15 protein-coding genes, 1 tRNA gene and 2 pseudogenes are annotated in these 14,716 nt (G+C 60.6%); 8 read left to right on the top strand and 10 right to left on the bottom strand.

Annotated elements, in window-relative coordinates; all coding sequences use genetic code 11:
• Window positions 1-22 precede the first annotated feature (22 nt).
• From ABIE28_RS17210 to ABIE28_RS17250, 9 genes and pseudogenes are all read right to left on the bottom strand, one after another.
• On the bottom strand, window positions 23-490 hold the full coding sequence (locus ABIE28_RS17210; protein ID WP_354065046.1) for a PTS sugar transporter subunit IIA: 468 nt from the start codon (window positions 488-490) through the stop codon (window positions 23-25).
• Between the two features lie 46 nt (window positions 491-536).
• Window positions 537-1,112 (bottom strand): ribosome hibernation promotion factor, encoded by a 576-nt coding sequence (locus ABIE28_RS17215; RefSeq protein WP_354065048.1) that lies wholly within the window; start codon window positions 1,110-1,112, stop codon window positions 537-539.
• Window positions 1,113-1,379: 267 nt separating this feature from the next.
• Window positions 1,380-2,897 carry an RNA polymerase factor sigma-54 gene (gene rpoN, locus ABIE28_RS17220; protein ID WP_354065050.1) on the bottom strand — a complete coding sequence of 506 codons (1,518 nt, stop codon included), beginning with the start codon at window positions 2,895-2,897 and terminating at the stop codon, window positions 1,380-1,382.
• A 158-nt stretch (window positions 2,898-3,055) separates the two neighbouring features.
• Window positions 3,056-3,775 (bottom strand): annotated as a pseudogene (lptB, locus tag ABIE28_RS17225) (LPS export ABC transporter ATP-binding protein); the annotation flags it as partial.
• A 35-nt stretch (window positions 3,776-3,810) separates the two neighbouring features.
• Window positions 3,811-4,266: an LptA/OstA family protein gene (locus ABIE28_RS17230; RefSeq protein ID WP_354065052.1), complete on the bottom strand. Its 456-nt coding sequence runs from the start codon at window positions 4,264-4,266 to the stop codon at window positions 3,811-3,813.
• Window positions 4,263-4,901 (bottom strand): hypothetical protein, encoded by a 639-nt coding sequence (locus ABIE28_RS17235; protein WP_354065054.1) that lies wholly within the window; start codon window positions 4,899-4,901, stop codon window positions 4,263-4,265. Before ABIE28_RS17235 ends, ABIE28_RS17230 begins: the two co-directional genes overlap by 4 nt.
• Before the next feature lie 15 nt (window positions 4,902-4,916).
• Complete coding sequence (locus ABIE28_RS17240) at window positions 4,917-5,531, bottom strand: ribonuclease D (protein ID WP_354065056.1); 615 nt, start codon at window positions 5,529-5,531, stop codon at window positions 4,917-4,919.
• Window positions 5,532-5,806: 275 nt separating this feature from the next.
• Window positions 5,807-5,891: transfer RNA gene (locus tag ABIE28_RS17245), tRNA-Leu, on the bottom strand.
• Window positions 5,892-5,957: 66 nt separating this feature from the next.
• Complete coding sequence (locus ABIE28_RS17250) at window positions 5,958-6,320, bottom strand: GFA family protein (protein WP_354065058.1); 363 nt, start codon at window positions 6,318-6,320, stop codon at window positions 5,958-5,960.
• A 141-nt stretch (window positions 6,321-6,461) separates the two neighbouring features.
• Here ABIE28_RS17250 and ABIE28_RS17255 point away from each other — a divergent pair, with 141 nt between their 5' ends.
• The 5 genes from ABIE28_RS17255 to ABIE28_RS17275 all read left to right on the top strand — a co-directional run bounded on the left by ABIE28_RS17255 (window position 6,462) and on the right by ABIE28_RS17275 (window position 13,339).
• Complete coding sequence (locus tag ABIE28_RS17255) at window positions 6,462-7,448, top strand: complex I NDUFA9 subunit family protein (RefSeq protein ID WP_354065060.1); 987 nt, start codon at window positions 6,462-6,464, stop codon at window positions 7,446-7,448.
• Window positions 7,449-7,629: 181 nt separating this feature from the next.
• Window positions 7,630-8,409, top strand: coding sequence for a PadR family transcriptional regulator (locus ABIE28_RS17260; RefSeq protein ID WP_354065062.1), 780 nt, complete (start codon window positions 7,630-7,632; stop codon window positions 8,407-8,409).
• 147 nt (window positions 8,410-8,556) lie between these two features.
• Window positions 8,557-11,481: an FAD-binding and (Fe-S)-binding domain-containing protein gene (locus ABIE28_RS17265; RefSeq protein ID WP_354065064.1), complete on the top strand. Its 2,925-nt coding sequence runs from the start codon at window positions 8,557-8,559 to the stop codon at window positions 11,479-11,481.
• Window positions 11,482-11,658: 177 nt separating this feature from the next.
• The gene (locus ABIE28_RS17270; RefSeq protein WP_354065066.1) at window positions 11,659-12,852 is read left to right on the top strand and encodes a class I SAM-dependent RNA methyltransferase; all 1,194 of its coding nucleotides are present in this window, start codon (window positions 11,659-11,661) and stop codon (window positions 12,850-12,852) included.
• A gap of 94 nt (window positions 12,853-12,946) precedes the next feature.
• Window positions 12,947-13,339, top strand: a complete 393-nt coding sequence (locus ABIE28_RS17275; RefSeq protein WP_354065068.1) for a hypothetical protein — start codon at window positions 12,947-12,949, stop codon at window positions 13,337-13,339.
• A gap of 52 nt (window positions 13,340-13,391) precedes the next feature.
• On the opposite strand, the pseudogene ABIE28_RS17280 reads toward ABIE28_RS17275, so the two are convergent.
• Window positions 13,392-13,694, bottom strand: a pseudogene (locus ABIE28_RS17280) (TIM barrel protein); the annotation flags it as partial.
• Between ABIE28_RS17280 and ABIE28_RS17285 the strand changes: the two are divergent.
• The 3 genes from ABIE28_RS17285 to ABIE28_RS17295 all read left to right on the top strand — a co-directional run bounded on the left by ABIE28_RS17285 (window position 13,611) and on the right by ABIE28_RS17295 (window position 14,702).
• Window positions 13,611-13,832, top strand: a complete 222-nt coding sequence (locus ABIE28_RS17285; protein ID WP_354066490.1) for a hypothetical protein — start codon at window positions 13,611-13,613, stop codon at window positions 13,830-13,832. The pseudogene ABIE28_RS17280 and the gene ABIE28_RS17285 sit on opposite strands and share 84 nt — an antisense overlap.
• Window positions 13,833-13,962: 130 nt before the next feature.
• Entirely contained in the window at window positions 13,963-14,292 is a 330-nt protein-coding gene (locus ABIE28_RS17290; protein WP_354065070.1) for an ArsR/SmtB family transcription factor, read from the top strand.
• Window positions 14,289-14,702, top strand: a complete 414-nt coding sequence (locus ABIE28_RS17295) for a DUF1801 domain-containing protein (protein ID WP_354065072.1) — start codon at window positions 14,289-14,291, stop codon at window positions 14,700-14,702. Before ABIE28_RS17290 ends, ABIE28_RS17295 begins: the two co-directional genes overlap by 4 nt.
• The last annotated feature ends 14 nt before the right edge of the window (window positions 14,703-14,716 follow it).

The following is a 14,716-nucleotide window of genomic DNA, read 5'->3' on the forward strand; positions in this document are numbered from 1 at the left end:
ATTGTTTCAGCGCGCCCGAGTATCAGGCGGCGTAGTGGTCTTCGGAAGGAGCGATCAGCACTTCGCGCAACTGCGCGGGATCACTGATGCCCCGCAGCTCATCCACCACGGATTCGGTGCGCAACATGCGCGCCACGCGTGAAAGAGCCTTCAGGTGATCTGCACCCGAGCCAGTTGGCGCAAGCAGCATGACCACGAGATCGACCGGCTGGTCGTCAACCGCATCGAACTCGATCGGCTTGTCCAGCCGCGCGAACAGAGCGGTAACTTCCTTGAGCCCGGCAATCTTGCCATGGGGGATGGCGATACCATTCCCCAGGCCAGTCGAGCCCAATTCTTCCCGGTTCACGATAGCTTCAAGAATATCCGCTACCGGGTGACCGGTCAGTTCCGCCGCACGTTCGGCAAGACGTTCAAATAACTGGCGTTTCGTTTCTACGCCTGCGCAACAAAGCACAGCGCGCTCAGCCAGGATATCGGCCAATTCCATAAAATCTGCCCTGGATCAACTACGCTAGATTGTGGCATCGGGAGCATTAATTGGTCCCGAGAGCTGGATCGATCCAGCCAATATTGCCGTCGGAGCGGCGGTAAACCACATTCAGGCCGCCATGTCCAGCATGACGGAACATCACAACCTGTCCGCCGGTCAGGTCCAGCTCCATAACAGCCTCCTCCACGCTCAGCTGGCGCAGGTTTTTTGTGGTCTCGGCAATGACCGGTGGAGCATAGTCTTCATCCAGTTCATCAAGCTCGTCACCAGCGCCAAAAACTGTGTATTGCGCGGTCGTGCCGTCGGCCGATCCGTTGGCGCCACGGGGGCGCTGCTTGAGTTTGCGATTGTAGCGACGCAGGCGTTTTTCGATATTGAGCGCCATCACTTCATAGGCACTGGTGGCGTCGCCGCCCATGGCGCTCGCCTGCAGGGTGGCGCCAGAATCGAGGTGCACTACACAGTCGGCGCGAAAGCCGATGCCATCGGGTGTAAGGGTCAGGTGTCCATCATAGCCGCCGTCGAAATATTTCCCGACCACGGCTGCAAAATGATCTTCAGCTTTGCCACGCAGGGCATCGCCGACATCCATGTTCTTTCCCGAAACGCGTAAAGTCATGGCTTCCTCTTCCTTGTGTCGTTCTTGGTTCGACGCGAGGATCTCGAAAAGCCGGCTCCCGGATTTTCGGGATCACGTCTGCTGCACACCTTCATGTGGGCGAGCATCAGCCATGATGCTAGACCCGCCAGCGTCACTGACGCAATGCGCAAAGCCCCCATGGGGTTCGTTTATCGTTTGGACTTCGCCACACAATGGCCTTAGCCTTCGCCGTGCGATTGAGGGGCCGGGTGATTTGAGCTGGCTTTAGCGGCTCACCGCGAAGTCTTACCGGACCAAAGCGGCTTCGAGATTTTTCTTTTGCCGCCGCCGCATCACCGACGACGGGATGTTCATGCCTTCGCGGTACTTGGCGACCGTGCGGCGGGCGACGTCGATGCCCTGCTCTTTTTTCAGCATTTCGGCGATGGTGTCGTCAGACAGCACATCGCTGATCACTTCGGCGTCAATCAGCTGGCGAATACGGTGGCGCACCGCCTCGGCCGAGTGATCGCTGCCGCCATCGCTTGAGGCAATGGCGGTGGTGAAAAAGTACTTCATCTCGAACAGGCCGCGCGGCGTGGCGATATATTTGTTCGAGGTGACGCGGCTAACGGTCGATTCATGCATATCGATGGTTTCAGCGACCATTTTGAGCGTCATCGGCTTGAGATGGGCGATGCCGTGGGTCAGAAAACCGTCCTGTTGGCGCACGATTTCGGCAGCCACTTTGAGGATTGTCTGTGCTCGCTGATCGAGGCTCTTGGTCAGCCAGTTGGCGGTCGCCAGACACTCGGACAGGAAGGTCTTTTCGGCGCTGTCGCGGGCCTTGCGGGTAACCGTCGTGTAATAGACGCGATTGACCAGAACCTTTGGCAAAACCTCGATATTGAGCTCGATCAACCAGGCGCCATCGGGACCACGGCGCACGAAAACGTCGGGCACAACCGATTCGACCGGACCGCTATCGAAGGCTAGACCGGGGCGTGGATCGAGCTGGCGAATTTCCGCCAGCATGTCATTGAGATCTTCGCGATCACAACCGACGGTCTGCATCAGACCGGCCATGTCGTGGCTGGCAAGCAGAGCGATATTATCAAGCAAAGACAGCATCATAGGGTCCAGCCGGTCGCGATCACGCAGCTGGATCGCGAGACATTCCGGCACCGAGCGCGCGAAGACGCCAACCGGATCGCTGCCCTGCAAGGCATCCAGCACGGCCTCGATATCGGCCAGTTCCGCGCCCAGCTGGTCGGCGATGGCCGACAGTTCGGTGGTGAGATAGCCGGCCTCGTTGAGGCTATCGATCAGGTGCACCGCAATCAGCCGATCGGCCGTGGTGCGCAGGATCATATTGGCCTGGTTTTCGAGGTGCTCGCTGAGCAATGGTTTTGAGGCGACGAACTGGTCGATATCGGGCGCTTCGCCGCTTTCGCTGGACCCGTTTCGATCAAGCCGGCTTTGCGGATTGAGTTGATCCTGGGCACCCTGATCGGGGAAGACGTTTTCGACCGCTGTGTCATAGCCGTCAGCGATAGAATCGGCGTCCTGAATGCGGTCGCCGCGATCGACGGTGTCCTCGTAGGCGCTGATTTCGGTGGAGCGCTCGGGGGCTTCGGTGGGCTCGGGTTCACCGGGTTCGGCGCCGTCCTCGCGCTCCAGCAGCGGGTTGCGCAACAGTTCGGCATCGACGAAGTCGTTGAGCTCAAGGTGGCTCAGCTGCAGCAGCCGGATAGACTGCATCAGTTGCGGCGTCAGCGTCAGGCTTTGGGCCTGGCGAAACTCAAGACGCGGCGAAAGAGCCATTAGAACAGAGACCTTTAGCGCAAAATACCCGCCGTTTCCGGCGATTTCCCGCGCGGACCATGACTGATTTTTGGGCAAGGATCAAGCGCAAGGGCAAGTTCTGTGCCAAGTGGGTATTGGTGCCGGAATGCGCTCAAGGAGAGCAAGAACACTCCCGCCTAAAGCTCGAAGCCCTCGCCCAGATAAACGCGGCGGGCGTCGGGGTCGGCGCTGATGGTTTCGGGCTTGCCCTGGATCATCACCTTGCCGCCGTGGATCACATAGGCGCGGTCGACGAGGCCCAGCGTTTCGCGCACGGCGTGGTCGGTGATCAGCACGCCGATGCCGCGCTTGGTGAGTTGCCGCACCAGCCCCTTGACCTCGGCCACAGCAATGGGGTCCACACCGGCAAAGGGTTCGTCGAGCAGCATGAAGACAGGATCGGCGGCGAGAGCCCGGGCGATTTCGACGCGGCGGCGCTCGCCACCCGACAGCGCCAGTGCATTGGCTTTTGCGAGATGCTGGATAGAAAATTCTTCGAGCAGCGCCTCAAGCCGCGCCTTGCGCTCGCCCCGGCCTTTGACGTGGTTTTCGAGCACGGCCATGATGTTGCCGGTGACGGACAACCCACGGAAAATCGATGGCTCCTGCGGCAGATAGCCAATGCCCAGCCGCCCGCGCTGAAATAGCGGCAGATGGGTAATGGCCCGGCCATCGAGATTGATGCTACCGGCGTCGGGCTTTACCAACCCCATGATCATGGTGAAAACGGTGGTCTTGCCCGCACCGTTGGGACCGAGCAGCCCCACGGCCTCACCCCGGCGCACAGCGATCGACACATCGCGCACAACGACGCGCTTGCCGAAGCTCTTTGCAAGGCTATGGGCTACCAGCCAACCGGTCTGGTCAATGCGAGGCTTCTCGGCTGCGGAGGTCATTGCGAGTTGAATATCCCCGTCACGCGGCCACCGCCGGAGCTGGTGAAGGTGGAAACGTTGGTCTCAAGGTTCACCACGAGTTCCTGAGAACCGACCGTTCCGCCGGAATTCACTACCAGGACATTGCCAGTCAACCGGAGCAATTGATCACCCGGGGTAAATACGGCGCGCTCACCAGTGGCTGTTTGTTCAGGTGTTACGAGCTTGACCACCTTGCCAGTGGCCACAAAACTTTCGATGTCGCTGGGGCCGGCTGCGCCGTAGATCGCAACGACCTTGTCTGCCCAAACTTTGACGCTGGGGTGGATGACCACGACATTGCCGGTGAACACGGCCTCTGAGGCAGACTCCTCAACAGTGAAAACATCTGCAGTTATCTCGACCTTCTGCTGAGCCCAGGCGGGCATGGACAGCAGGGATAGCGCAGCGATCAGTAACAGGCGCTTGGTCATTGAGGTTTGGCTCCGGGCGTGTCAGGCAAAGTGACGGTGGCGTGTTTGAAAGTCCAGATCAACTCTACGGCATTGTAAGTTATGCCTTGAGCAATTATTTTGGTGCCGTCGGCATAGTCTATGTCGACAGGTCCTTCACCGGCCAGCTTCTGGGTCTGATAGTCAAACACCGATTCATAGATCGTGCCAACAGTGCCAAGCGAATTGCTGACATTGGCCACGTCTTTGATCGTTACCAGCTCAGTGTTGGTATCGAGCACCGCCGCGGGCGCATCGACGGTCATGATGGTTCCGTCGGGGCGGGTCATCACCAGATGGGCATCGACCAAGTTGATGAGCTCACTCGACGCAATCACCGACTGGGCCGCGCGTGCCGTCACAGTATAGGTCGTGCCGTTGTCCAGCACGCCCGAATAGCGTGGCGCCTGCACGGTGATTGTGTCGGACGTCACGGTAATCTGGCCGACGCCGAAGCGGCCGCTGATGCTTGAGATGTAGATCTGGACGACGAGGCCAACGAGGGCGATCAAGCCGAGCAGAGGCACGGCAATGCGCAGAACGGCGACGACGCGATTGCGCGTGGTCAGACGCTGGTAGGTCCTGAGCCGTTGTGCTGCATCACCATGCAGGGTCATCGCCGCTCCGTGGCTTTAGCTATGAGCAAAAATGTCTGTTTCGTCCCAGCCCAGCAGATCCAGTTCGCAGCGCGTCTTGAGAAAATCAAAGCATTGCTGCGCCAGTTCCATGCGGCCTTCGCGCTTGAGCATGCGGTCGAGGTGGCGTTTGAGGTCGTGGAGGTAGAGGACGTCGGAGGCGGCGTAGTCGAGTTGGGCGTCGCTGAGCTTGTCGGCGCCCCAGTCCGAACTCTGTTGCTGTTTGGACATATCCACGTTGAGAAGTTCGCGCGACAGGTCTTTGAGGCCATGCCGGTCGGTGTAGGTCCGCACCAGTTTGCTGGCGATCTTGGTGCAGTAGATTGGGCCGGTCACGACATTGAATCGGTTCTTGAGCACAGCGACGTCAAAGCGCGCGTAGTGGAAAATCTTGGTGACGCCGGGATCGCTCAGGAGCTTGACCAGATTGGGTGCTTCGTTGGCGTCCTGCGGGATCTGGATAATGTCAGCGCTGCCATCGCCGGGCGACAGCTGGACGACGCAAAGACGGTCGCGATGGGGGTGCAGGCCCATTGTTTCGGTATCGATCGCCACTTCGCGGCCATAACGGGAAAGGTCAGGCAGGTCGCCGCGGTGTAGTCGGATGGTCATGAATGGCTCTCGAACTTAGCGTTGCAACCGTGATGGCACAGCATCGGGGCGTTGGAAAGGCGAAACGGGGTGTCGGGGTCGCTGGTTGCAGGGGGCGTGGAAGGTCGGACGAGCTGAGGGATTTAGGGCAGGCCCTCGTGGTTCGAGGCTCGTGAAGAACTCGCACCTCACCATGAGGGCTGCTGAACACCGCACCAAGAGCGGCCCTCCTGGCCACACCGCCCAGAAACCAAAAACCCCGGCCGCGACTTTCGTCGTGACCGGGGTTTAAAACTTGGTGCCCAGAAGAAGACTCGAACTTCCACACCTTGCGGTACACGGACCTGAACCGTGCGCGTCTACCAATTCCGCCATCTGGGCAGGCGCGGCTTAACTAGGGGGCCTGCCGCCTTATGTCAATCAGGTTTGTGAAGGTTTTCCGGTTCTCTACCAGTTAGCCCCATCCCAGTGCTTGATGGCACTGTGATCGATGGGCGGAGCGCCCTCAAGGCAGTTGACGTTGATCATCACGGTTTGCGCTCCTTTGCCGTCCGAGCCGCGGGAGAACGACTCGATACCACAGGTCTTGCAGAACAGGTGATCGATAGTGTCGGTATTGAAATGATAGAGCGTCAGATTGTCTTCGCCGCGCTCAAGCTTGAAATTTTCGGCAGGAACGGCCTGCATGACCCAGCCCAGGCGCCGACAGCGCGAACAATTGCAATCGCCGAGACCGGCAAAATCGGTGGCGGCGGTGTAGCGGACAGCGCCGCAATGGCATTGGCCATTATAGGTTTTGGCTTCGGGCATAGTGCCCTCCTCGATAAAATATAGAACAAAACAAGAACATATAAGCGTCCGAGTCAAGCTGATTCCCATGCCGGGCCTCGACAGCGGCGGCGGGCTTGGGATAGAAGCGGGGACGATTTATGCCTGTTGCCGGAGCCCAAGATGGATCGCCTTGAACCCAAACTCGTGACCGTTTTCGGTGGTGCGGGATTTGTCGGCACCCAGATCGTGCAATTGCTGGCCCGCAATGGGCACCGCGTGCGCGTTGCCGTGCGCCGACCCAATCTGGCCGGTCAGGTCAAAATGTTCGGCAGCGTCGGACAGGTTCAGCCGATCCAGGCCAATGTGCGCAATCTGGCATCGGTACAGCACGCCGTGCGCGGCGCTGATCTCGTGATCAATCTGGTTGGCGTTGGCCATAGCAGCGGCGCGCAGACCTTTGAGGCCGTGCATGTCGATGGCGCAGCCAATGTGGCAAAAGCTGCCAAGGCAGCGGGCGCAACGGCGCTGGTCCATATGTCGGCGCTGGGCGTCGACAAGGCTGCCGAGGTCAGCCAGTACGCTGCCAGCAAGCTGGCCGGTGAAGCGGCTGTGCTCGAAGCGTTCCCAGATGCGGTCATCATGCGGCCCTCGATCCTGTTCGGTCAGGGCGATGGCTTTTTCAATCTGATGGGCGCCCTGTCTCGCATGTTCCCCGTATTGCCGCTGATCGGTGGCGATACGCTGTTCCAGCCTGCCTATGTGGGTGATGTGGCCGAGGCTTTCGTCATGGCCGCCGAGGGCAAGGTCAAGACCGGCCGGATTTACGAGCTTGGCGGGCCACAGATCGAAACCTATCGGCAATTGATGGAGCGTGTGCAACGCGAAACGGCGCGCAAGCGCCCGATGCTGCCACTGCCCGCAGGGATCGCCAAGATGATGGCTTTGCCCTTTGCCATCCTGCCATTCAAGCCGCTGATCACCGCCGACCAGGTAGATCTGCTGGGCGTCGACAACGTGGTGTCGGACGTCGCGATCAAAGACAAGCGCAGCTTTGCCGCGTTCGGCATTGCGCCGGTGGCGATGGATACTATCCTGCCGACCTATATGTATCGCTATCGCAAATATGGGCAGTTCGACCGCGACAACGCCCCGGCGCCGATCCTTTAAGCGCCCGACCCCATTCCCTATTCCTTATTCATCCCGTCCGGGGTTTTCCGGGCGGGATTTTTCTTTGGCCGATGCGCGGCAAAACACTCGCCAAAAACTATCTTAAGATATATCTTGAAATCACTTGAAGGCGCGCCGATCTGTTGTTGCAATGGAACACAAGATATATCGGAGACCCATCATGGGAAATAACTGGAACAATGACGAACCAAACTGGCGCCGTATGGAAGCCATGGCGCGTCGTGGCTGGGGGCGCTTCGCTTCTGGCATCGAGAGTGGAGAAGGCTGGGGCAATATGGGTGGCAATTTCCGCATCGGACGCATGCTCGCATCGGGCGATCTGCGCCTCGTCGCGCTCTATCTGATCGAGCAGCAGCCTCGCCATGGCTATGACCTGATCAAGGCCGTCGAGGAAAAGTCGGGCGGGTTCTACGCCCCAAGCCCCGGCATCGTTTATCCGGCTCTGACCTTTTTGGAAGAAGCCGGCTATGTAACCTCGGAAGTGGACGGCAATAAAAAGCTCTACACCATCACCGACGAAGGCCGGGCGCATCTGGCGGACAATCGCGAAGCCATCGAATCGACTCTGGCGTTTCTCGCCAAGGCCGGCGAGCAGGTGAACCGCTTCCGTGAATTCGCCAAGGCCGACTGGCCATTTGGCCGCGAGGGTGGCCCTGAAGGCGGCAATGAACCGCCCCATCGTGGTCGTGGCCCCGAACATGGTCCGCGTGGCGGCCGTGGCCCCGGCGGACCGCGGTTTTGGCAGGAGCAGAATGAAGGCCCGGCCGACCGCGACATCAAGGATGTGGTGCCCGAGCTCAATGACGCCCGAAAAGAGCTCAAGGCCGCCATCAAGAAGGCCAAGCATGGCGGCGAAGACCGCCAGCGCGAAGCTGCGGAAATCCTCCGCAAAGCTGCCGCGCAGATCGACGCTCTTGGCGAGGACGACGTCGACATCTAACGCATCAAGGTGCGGGCCCCCAAAGGGTCCGCACCTTTTTTGTATCTGGAGGGTGTGGTGAACGGCACGCCGCCATCGACCGAAATTGATTGCCCCCCTACCAAGAACTCATTTGCCGGCCGCAGCTAACATGTTAGTGGTTGGACCATGCAGCAAGCCACCATTTCTTCGACCCAGCCGAAAGCCGTTACGCCGGACCGTCAGGCCGCTGGCGAGCGCGTTGCCGCCCGCCTCAAGGGGCAGGTTCGCGGACGCATTCATACCGACCCATTGATGACCTATGCCTGGAGCGGGGACGCCAGTTCCTACCGGCTGATTCCGGCCGTCGTGGTGTTCATCAATTCCGAGGACGAGGTGCGCGCGGTGATGACCGCAGCGCGCGCCGAAGGATTGCCGATCACCTTCCGGGCGGCGGGCACCTCGCTTTCGGGGCAGGCCGTGACCGATGGCGTGCTGGCCGTGTTGGGCGATGGCTGGCGCAAGCTGAACATTCACCCCGGCGCCGAACAGATTACGCTGGGACCAGCGATCATCGTGGCTCATGCCAACAAGGCGCTGAAGCCATTCAACAAGAAGATCGGGCCCGATCCCGCGAGCCAGGCCACCTGCAAGATCGGTGGCGTGGTCAACAACAATTCGAGCGGCATGTGCTGCGGCGTGGCCTACAACACCTATTACACCATGGCGCGGCTGCGTGTGGTGCTGGTGGATGGCACGGTGCTCGATTCGGGCGATCCGGCCAGCTGCGACGCCTTCCGCATCAGCCATGCCGCCATGCTCGAAACACTGCATCAGCTGCACCGCGAGGTGATGGCCGATAGTGAGCTGGTCGACCTGATCCGCCACAAATATCGCATCAAGAACACTGTGGGCTATTCGCTCAATGCGCTGGTCGATTTCCACGACCCGCTCGACATTCTTATCCACCTTATCGTGGGCTCGGAAGGCACGCTCGGCTTTGTGTCGGAGGTGACCTACAACACCATTCCCGAGCATCCATTCAAGGCGACGGCTTTGGTGCCGTTTCCGGACCCGCAATCGGCGGGGCGCGCCATTATCGAGATGGCCAATGGCGGTGTGCAGGTGACCACCGGCATTACTGCAGCGGAATATATCGAGCGACGGGCGCTGGCGACGGTGGAACATCTCAAGCCGCTGGCGCCGCTTTTGCCATGGCTGAGCGAGACGTCGCCGGCTGTGTTGATCGACGTGGCGGCGCCGACGGCCGATGAGTTGGCGGTCGAGACAGCGCGGACAGTGGAAATCCTGTCGCGCAACGGGGCAACCCATATCAATTTTTCGACCGAACAGGCGGTTTCCGACGCGCTGTGGGACGTGCGCAAGGGGTTCTTTACCTCGGGTGGCGCGGCGCGGCCCAAAGGCACGGTGATGCTGACCGAAGACGTGGCGGCGCCCATCGACCGGTTGGCCGAGTTCGTCGTCGATATGCGCGACCTGCTGGATCGGCACGGCTATGAGGATGCGATCATCTTCGGGCACGCGCTGGCGGGCAATCTGCACTTCCAGATGAGCGACGATTTTTCCAAAGCCGACGCGGCGGAAAAGTTCGACCTGTTCAACCAGGAACTCTCCGAACTGGTCTCGATCCGCTATGGCGGCTCGCTCAAGGCCGAGCACGGCACCGGCCGCGCCATCGCGCCCTTCGTCGAGACCGAATGGGGCAGCACCGCCTATGCCTTGATGTACCGTATCAAGGAGGTGTTCGACCCCGAATATCTGCTCAATCCCGGGGTGCTGCTCAATCGCGACGCCAAGGTTCACATCAAGAACCTCAAGGTGATGCCGCTGGCCGATGAGCTGGTCGATCTGTGCATCGAATGCGGTTTTTGTGAACCCGCCTGCCCCAGCCATCAGATGACGCTATCGCCACGGCAACGCATCGCGGTGACGCGCGAACGCGAGCGGCTGCGCCGGTCGGGCGAAGATCCGGCGCGGCTCAAGCGGCTGGACGAGGACTTCCAGTATCCGGGGCTCGATACTTGCGCCGCGTGCAACCTGTGTTCGGTGCGATGCCCCGTGGGTATCGAGACCGGCACGATGATTATCGGCCAGCGCACGCAGCGGCGTGGCAGCACGGCGCGGTCGGTGGCAGGCTTTGTCAGCGATCATCGCGGCGCGGTGGAAACCATGATGCGGGGCGGCGTCGGCATGGCCGATGTGGTGCGCAAGATCATTCCGGGGGGCGCAGTAGAAGCGATCACCGATACGGCGCGGCGGCTGAGCGGTGATCGCGTGCCGCGCGTGTCGCGGGCATTGCATCACGGGCCGGGGTCGCCCAAATCGACCGAAACGCGGCAGGACCCACGCAGGACCGGTTTTCCGGTGCCGATTGCCCAGACCGGGCGGCAGTCGATTGTCTATTTCCCGAGCTGCGCCACGCGCATGTTTGGGGCGCCCAAGAGCGAGCATGACCTTTTGGCAGTGCCGGACGCCATGCTGGCGCTATTGGAGCGGGCTGGGTTTGATGTGGTGATACCCGAGCATCTTAACGGGCAATGCTGCGGCCAGCCATTCCAGTCCAAGGGTTTTCCGGAACAGGCTGCGGCTGTTGGTGGTGAGCTGAAGCGGGAATTGTCGGCGCTATCCGACGCCGGGCGGCTGAGCGTTGTGACCGATGCCTCGACCTGCGCCAAGCATCTGAGGGAATTTCCGGGCGATGCGCCGGTGCTGGATTCGGCGCAGTTCCTGATCAGCCATGTGCTGCCCAAGTTGGCGATTACCCGCAAGCTGCCGGTGGTTGCGGTGCACCACAATTGTTCGGCGCAGCGGCTTAGCGAGCAGCCGATGACCGAGGCGATTGCGTCGGCCTGTGCGGAGAAAATCGCGGTGCTGAGCTCGGTCACGTGCTGCGGCTATGCCGGTGACAAGGGACTATTTTTCCCCGAACTCAACGCGCATGCGACGCGGTTTGCCAAGCAGGACATTCCGGCCGGTTGTACGCTGGGCGTCTCGACTGTCAGCACCTGCGCGTCGGGGCTGAGCGAGCATGCCGGCGTGCCGTTTGTGGGGCTGGCCAGCTTGCTGGAATGGGCGAGCCGGCCGGTGAACTAGACCCTGCTGCACGCCCTCGTGGTTCGAGGCTCGTGAAGAACTCGCACCTCATCATGAGGGCTACTGGACGTTCAATGTTTCAGCAGCCCTCAAGGTGAGTGGTAGCGTACTTCTCCCATGGGGTGACGTTTGGCTGGAAACGCGGTAGTGCAGGTTCCAGCAAGCCCCCGGAATTTCATGACCATTACCACGACCATTACCAGCCTCGGCCATAAGGGCGAGGGTGTTGCAGAGATTGAGTGCCGCAAGGTTTTCGTGCCGCTCGCTTTACCGGGCGAGCGCGTTGAAATCGATGTGGACGGTGAACGGGGCACACTGCGCGGCATTATCAGCGCAGCGCCGAACCGGGCCGAGCCGCTCTGCCCGCATTTTGGGTCCTGTGGTGGTTGTCAGCTGCAGCATATGGATCGCGCCAGCTACGAGGCCTTCAAGATCGCGCTGGTGGAAACGCCGCTGCATTTTGCCGGCATCGAGCAGAAGGTAAGCCGGTTTATCGATGCGGTCGGCGATGGTCGGCGGCGGGCAACGTTGCATGCGCGGCGCGAGGGCGCGGGCTATATGCGGCTGCGCAGCCATCAGGTGCATGATCTCGATGCCTGCCCCATTCTGGTGCCAGGGCTGGCCAAGGCGCCCGATATTGCGCGGGCCGTGATGCAGGCTGTGGGTGAGTCCGACGTCAGCTTTACCGCAACCTTGACCGGTATCGACGTCGCCATCCGCACCGAGAAAAAGCAGGCGCGGCAGGATCGCGTGGCGCCGCTGGTCAACCGCTTCAAGCTGGCGCGCCTGTCGCTCAATGGCGAGCTGGTGCTGCAGGCGCAGCCGGCCATTATCGAAATGGGCAAGGCGCGGGTGGAAATGCCGATTGGCAGTTTCTTGCAGGCGACGGCGGCAGCCGAGCAGGTTTTGGCCGATTATGTGCTGAACGCCGTGGGCAAGGCCAAGACGGTGGCAGACCTGTTCTGTGGCATGGGTCCGTTTGCGCTGCGACTGGCCGAGCAGCGGCCGGTATTTGCGACCGACAATGATCGGGCCGGTATTGCGGCGCTCGACAAGGCGCGGCGCTTTACCAAGGGCCTGCGCGAAGTGACGGCCAAGACCAAGGACTTGTTCCGCGATCCCCTGACCCAGTTCGAGCTGCCCTATGAGGCCGTTGTGCTGGACCCGCCGCGTGCGGGCGCCGAGGCACAGGTGCGCGAATTGACCAAGTCCAAAGTCAAAACCGTTGTCATGGTGGCCTGCGATGCGCGGACCTTTGCGCGGGACGCGGCAATACTGGTGGCGGGCGGCTATACGATGAGCGATCTGGTAGCGGTGGACCAGTTCACCCAATCGACGCATATTGAAATTGCTTCGACTTTTAGACGTTGATCATAATTTGCAACTAGATCACCAACTATACGTTATGTGCTCATCAACAACCGAGAGCGATGGCCTGGGCGGGTGCTTTCGCGTGGAGACAGTAATGAATATTTTGAAGACAAGCTTTGCAATCGGCGTCCTGTGCGCTGCGACCGCCGTGCCGGTCATGGCACAGGGTGCCGGTGGCCCGAACGGCACTTTTGTCGATTCGTTCGGCACATCGTTTTCGTTCAAGCTGTGCGGCGACAGCGGCACCGACCTGTGTGGCACGCTGACCAGCCTCAAGGGTAAGTCGGCCACTCCAGAAAACCTGGCCTTTGTCGGCAAGCAGGTGATGCAGGCCAAGCAGACTGCCCCTGGCCAGTGGAAGGGCTCGCTTTCGGCCGGCGGCATCAGCGCCGATGCGACCGTGACCCAGGCCGGTCCGGACACGATGAATATCCAGGGTTGCCGCGCGGTGATCCTTTGCCAGACACTGTCTTACAATCGCAGCTAATATCGGCGCGGCGTCATAAAAACCCCTGGGCTGGTCCCGGGGGTTTTGCTTTTCAGCAGACCGTGGCGACACGATCCTTTATGACGGCAAGCACCTCATCTCCCGGGCGTTTCCACCAATTGTCCTGCGAAAAAATCTCGACTTCCTGCGGGCCGAAAAAGCCTGCCTCCTCGATCATCTGGCGGATAGCGGGCAGATCGATAACGCCATCGCCCATCATGCCGCGATCGAGCAGCATGTCCTTGGTGGGGACCAGCCAGTCGCAGATGTGATGGGCGAAAATCCGATTCATGCGGCCGGCGCGGCCGAGGTGTGGGGCGATCTGGTGGAAAACCTGGGCGGCCAGACCGTGGTCTATGCGACGACGGCGGACTTGCAGACGATCGGTATCGTGTTGGAGGGGCAGCGGCCGGTTGAGCTTGGATCGACGGTTTCGGCGTATATTGATCCGGCGCGGATCCATCTGTTTGATGCGCAGGGGGCAGGGATCTAAAGAGTACCCCCACCTAGCCGGCTATTCGGGTGGTGAGCGGGATAGAGGCGAGAGCGTGGAACCAATCCTGTTGACGAACCCATACCCGCACAGCTATACGTTTAATCCATAGCCTACGAGGTATGGATTGTTGCAGACGTCGTCCCCACAGGACCTGTTGTTCAGAACGCTGGCCGATCCGACGCGGCGGGCGATCTTTGAGCGGTTGTGTCGTGAGGGCGAGATCACGGTGGGCGGGCTGACGGCGCAGGCTGGGGTGTCGCAGCCGGTGGTGTCCAAACATCTGGCGGTGCTCAAGCAAGCCGGATTGGTGCACGACCGCCATGAGGGGCGCAATACCCATTACTCTGCCCAGCTTGGCGCGCTCAGTCCGCTGATCGACTGGACCAGCGAGATGGCGGCGTTCTGGGAAAACCGGATCGACCGCCTTGAAGACCTGCTCAAAAGGATGGACCAATGAGTAAGCCAGATGTCGTGCTGCTATCGGGCGGCAATCCGCAAATTCCATTGGGCTATGGCGAGGCAGTGGTGGAGTCCTATCTTGCCGCCATGCCGGGCTGGAAAGAGCGGGTTGGGCGGCAGGTCGATGCCGTTATCAGCCGCACGGTGCCGGATGTGCTCAAGGCGGTGAAGTGGAACACGCCGATGTATGGCATGACCGAGCACCACTATTTCCTCGGCTTTCACTGTTTCACCAAATACGTGAAAGTGTCGTTCAACCGGGGCGCGGAGCTTGATCCGCTGCCGCCCGGGACGTCCAAGCAGAAGCTGGTGCGCTATCTCGATATCTATGAAGATGCCGCGCTCGACGAGGCCCAGTTTGCCGACTGGGTGATGCAGGCCAGCCTTTTGCCGGGCGAAAAGCTTTAGACGCGACAGGGTTT

This window comes from Devosia sp. 2618 (genome assembly GCF_040546815.1).
Taxonomy (GTDB): Bacteria; Pseudomonadota; Alphaproteobacteria; order Rhizobiales; family Devosiaceae; genus Devosia.

What these genes read in the sequence shown, in the direction of transcription:
- ABIE28_RS17210 (WP_354065046.1), bottom strand. Translation starts at nt 490, where the DNA reads ATGGAATTGGCCGATATCCTGGCTGAGCGCGCTGTGCTTTGTTGCGCA.
- ABIE28_RS17215 (WP_354065048.1), bottom strand. Translation starts at nt 1,112, where the DNA reads ATGACTTTACGCGTTTCGGGAAAGAACATGGATGTCGGCGATGCCCTG.
- rpoN (WP_354065050.1), bottom strand. Translation starts at nt 2,897, where the DNA reads ATGGCTCTTTCGCCGCGTCTTGAGTTTCGCCAGGCCCAAAGCCTGACG.
- ABIE28_RS17230 (WP_354065052.1), bottom strand. Translation starts at nt 4,266, where the DNA reads ATGACCAAGCGCCTGTTACTGATCGCTGCGCTATCCCTGCTGTCCATG.
- ABIE28_RS17235 (WP_354065054.1), bottom strand. Translation starts at nt 4,901, where the DNA reads ATGACCCTGCATGGTGATGCAGCACAACGGCTCAGGACCTACCAGCGT.
- ABIE28_RS17240 (WP_354065056.1), bottom strand. Translation starts at nt 5,531, where the DNA reads ATGACCATCCGACTACACCGCGGCGACCTGCCTGACCTTTCCCGTTAT.
- ABIE28_RS17250 (WP_354065058.1), bottom strand. Translation starts at nt 6,320, where the DNA reads ATGCCCGAAGCCAAAACCTATAATGGCCAATGCCATTGCGGCGCTGTC.
- ABIE28_RS17255 (WP_354065060.1), top strand. Translation starts at nt 6,462, where the DNA reads ATGGATCGCCTTGAACCCAAACTCGTGACCGTTTTCGGTGGTGCGGGA.
- ABIE28_RS17260 (WP_354065062.1), top strand. Translation starts at nt 7,630, where the DNA reads ATGGGAAATAACTGGAACAATGACGAACCAAACTGGCGCCGTATGGAA.
- ABIE28_RS17265 (WP_354065064.1), top strand. Translation starts at nt 8,557, where the DNA reads ATGCAGCAAGCCACCATTTCTTCGACCCAGCCGAAAGCCGTTACGCCG.
- ABIE28_RS17270 (WP_354065066.1), top strand. Translation starts at nt 11,659, where the DNA reads ATGACCATTACCACGACCATTACCAGCCTCGGCCATAAGGGCGAGGGT.
- ABIE28_RS17275 (WP_354065068.1), top strand. Translation starts at nt 12,947, where the DNA reads ATGAATATTTTGAAGACAAGCTTTGCAATCGGCGTCCTGTGCGCTGCG.
- ABIE28_RS17285 (WP_354066490.1), top strand. Translation starts at nt 13,611, where the DNA reads ATGGGCGAAAATCCGATTCATGCGGCCGGCGCGGCCGAGGTGTGGGGC.
- ABIE28_RS17295 (WP_354065072.1), top strand. Translation starts at nt 14,289, where the DNA reads ATGAGTAAGCCAGATGTCGTGCTGCTATCGGGCGGCAATCCGCAAATT.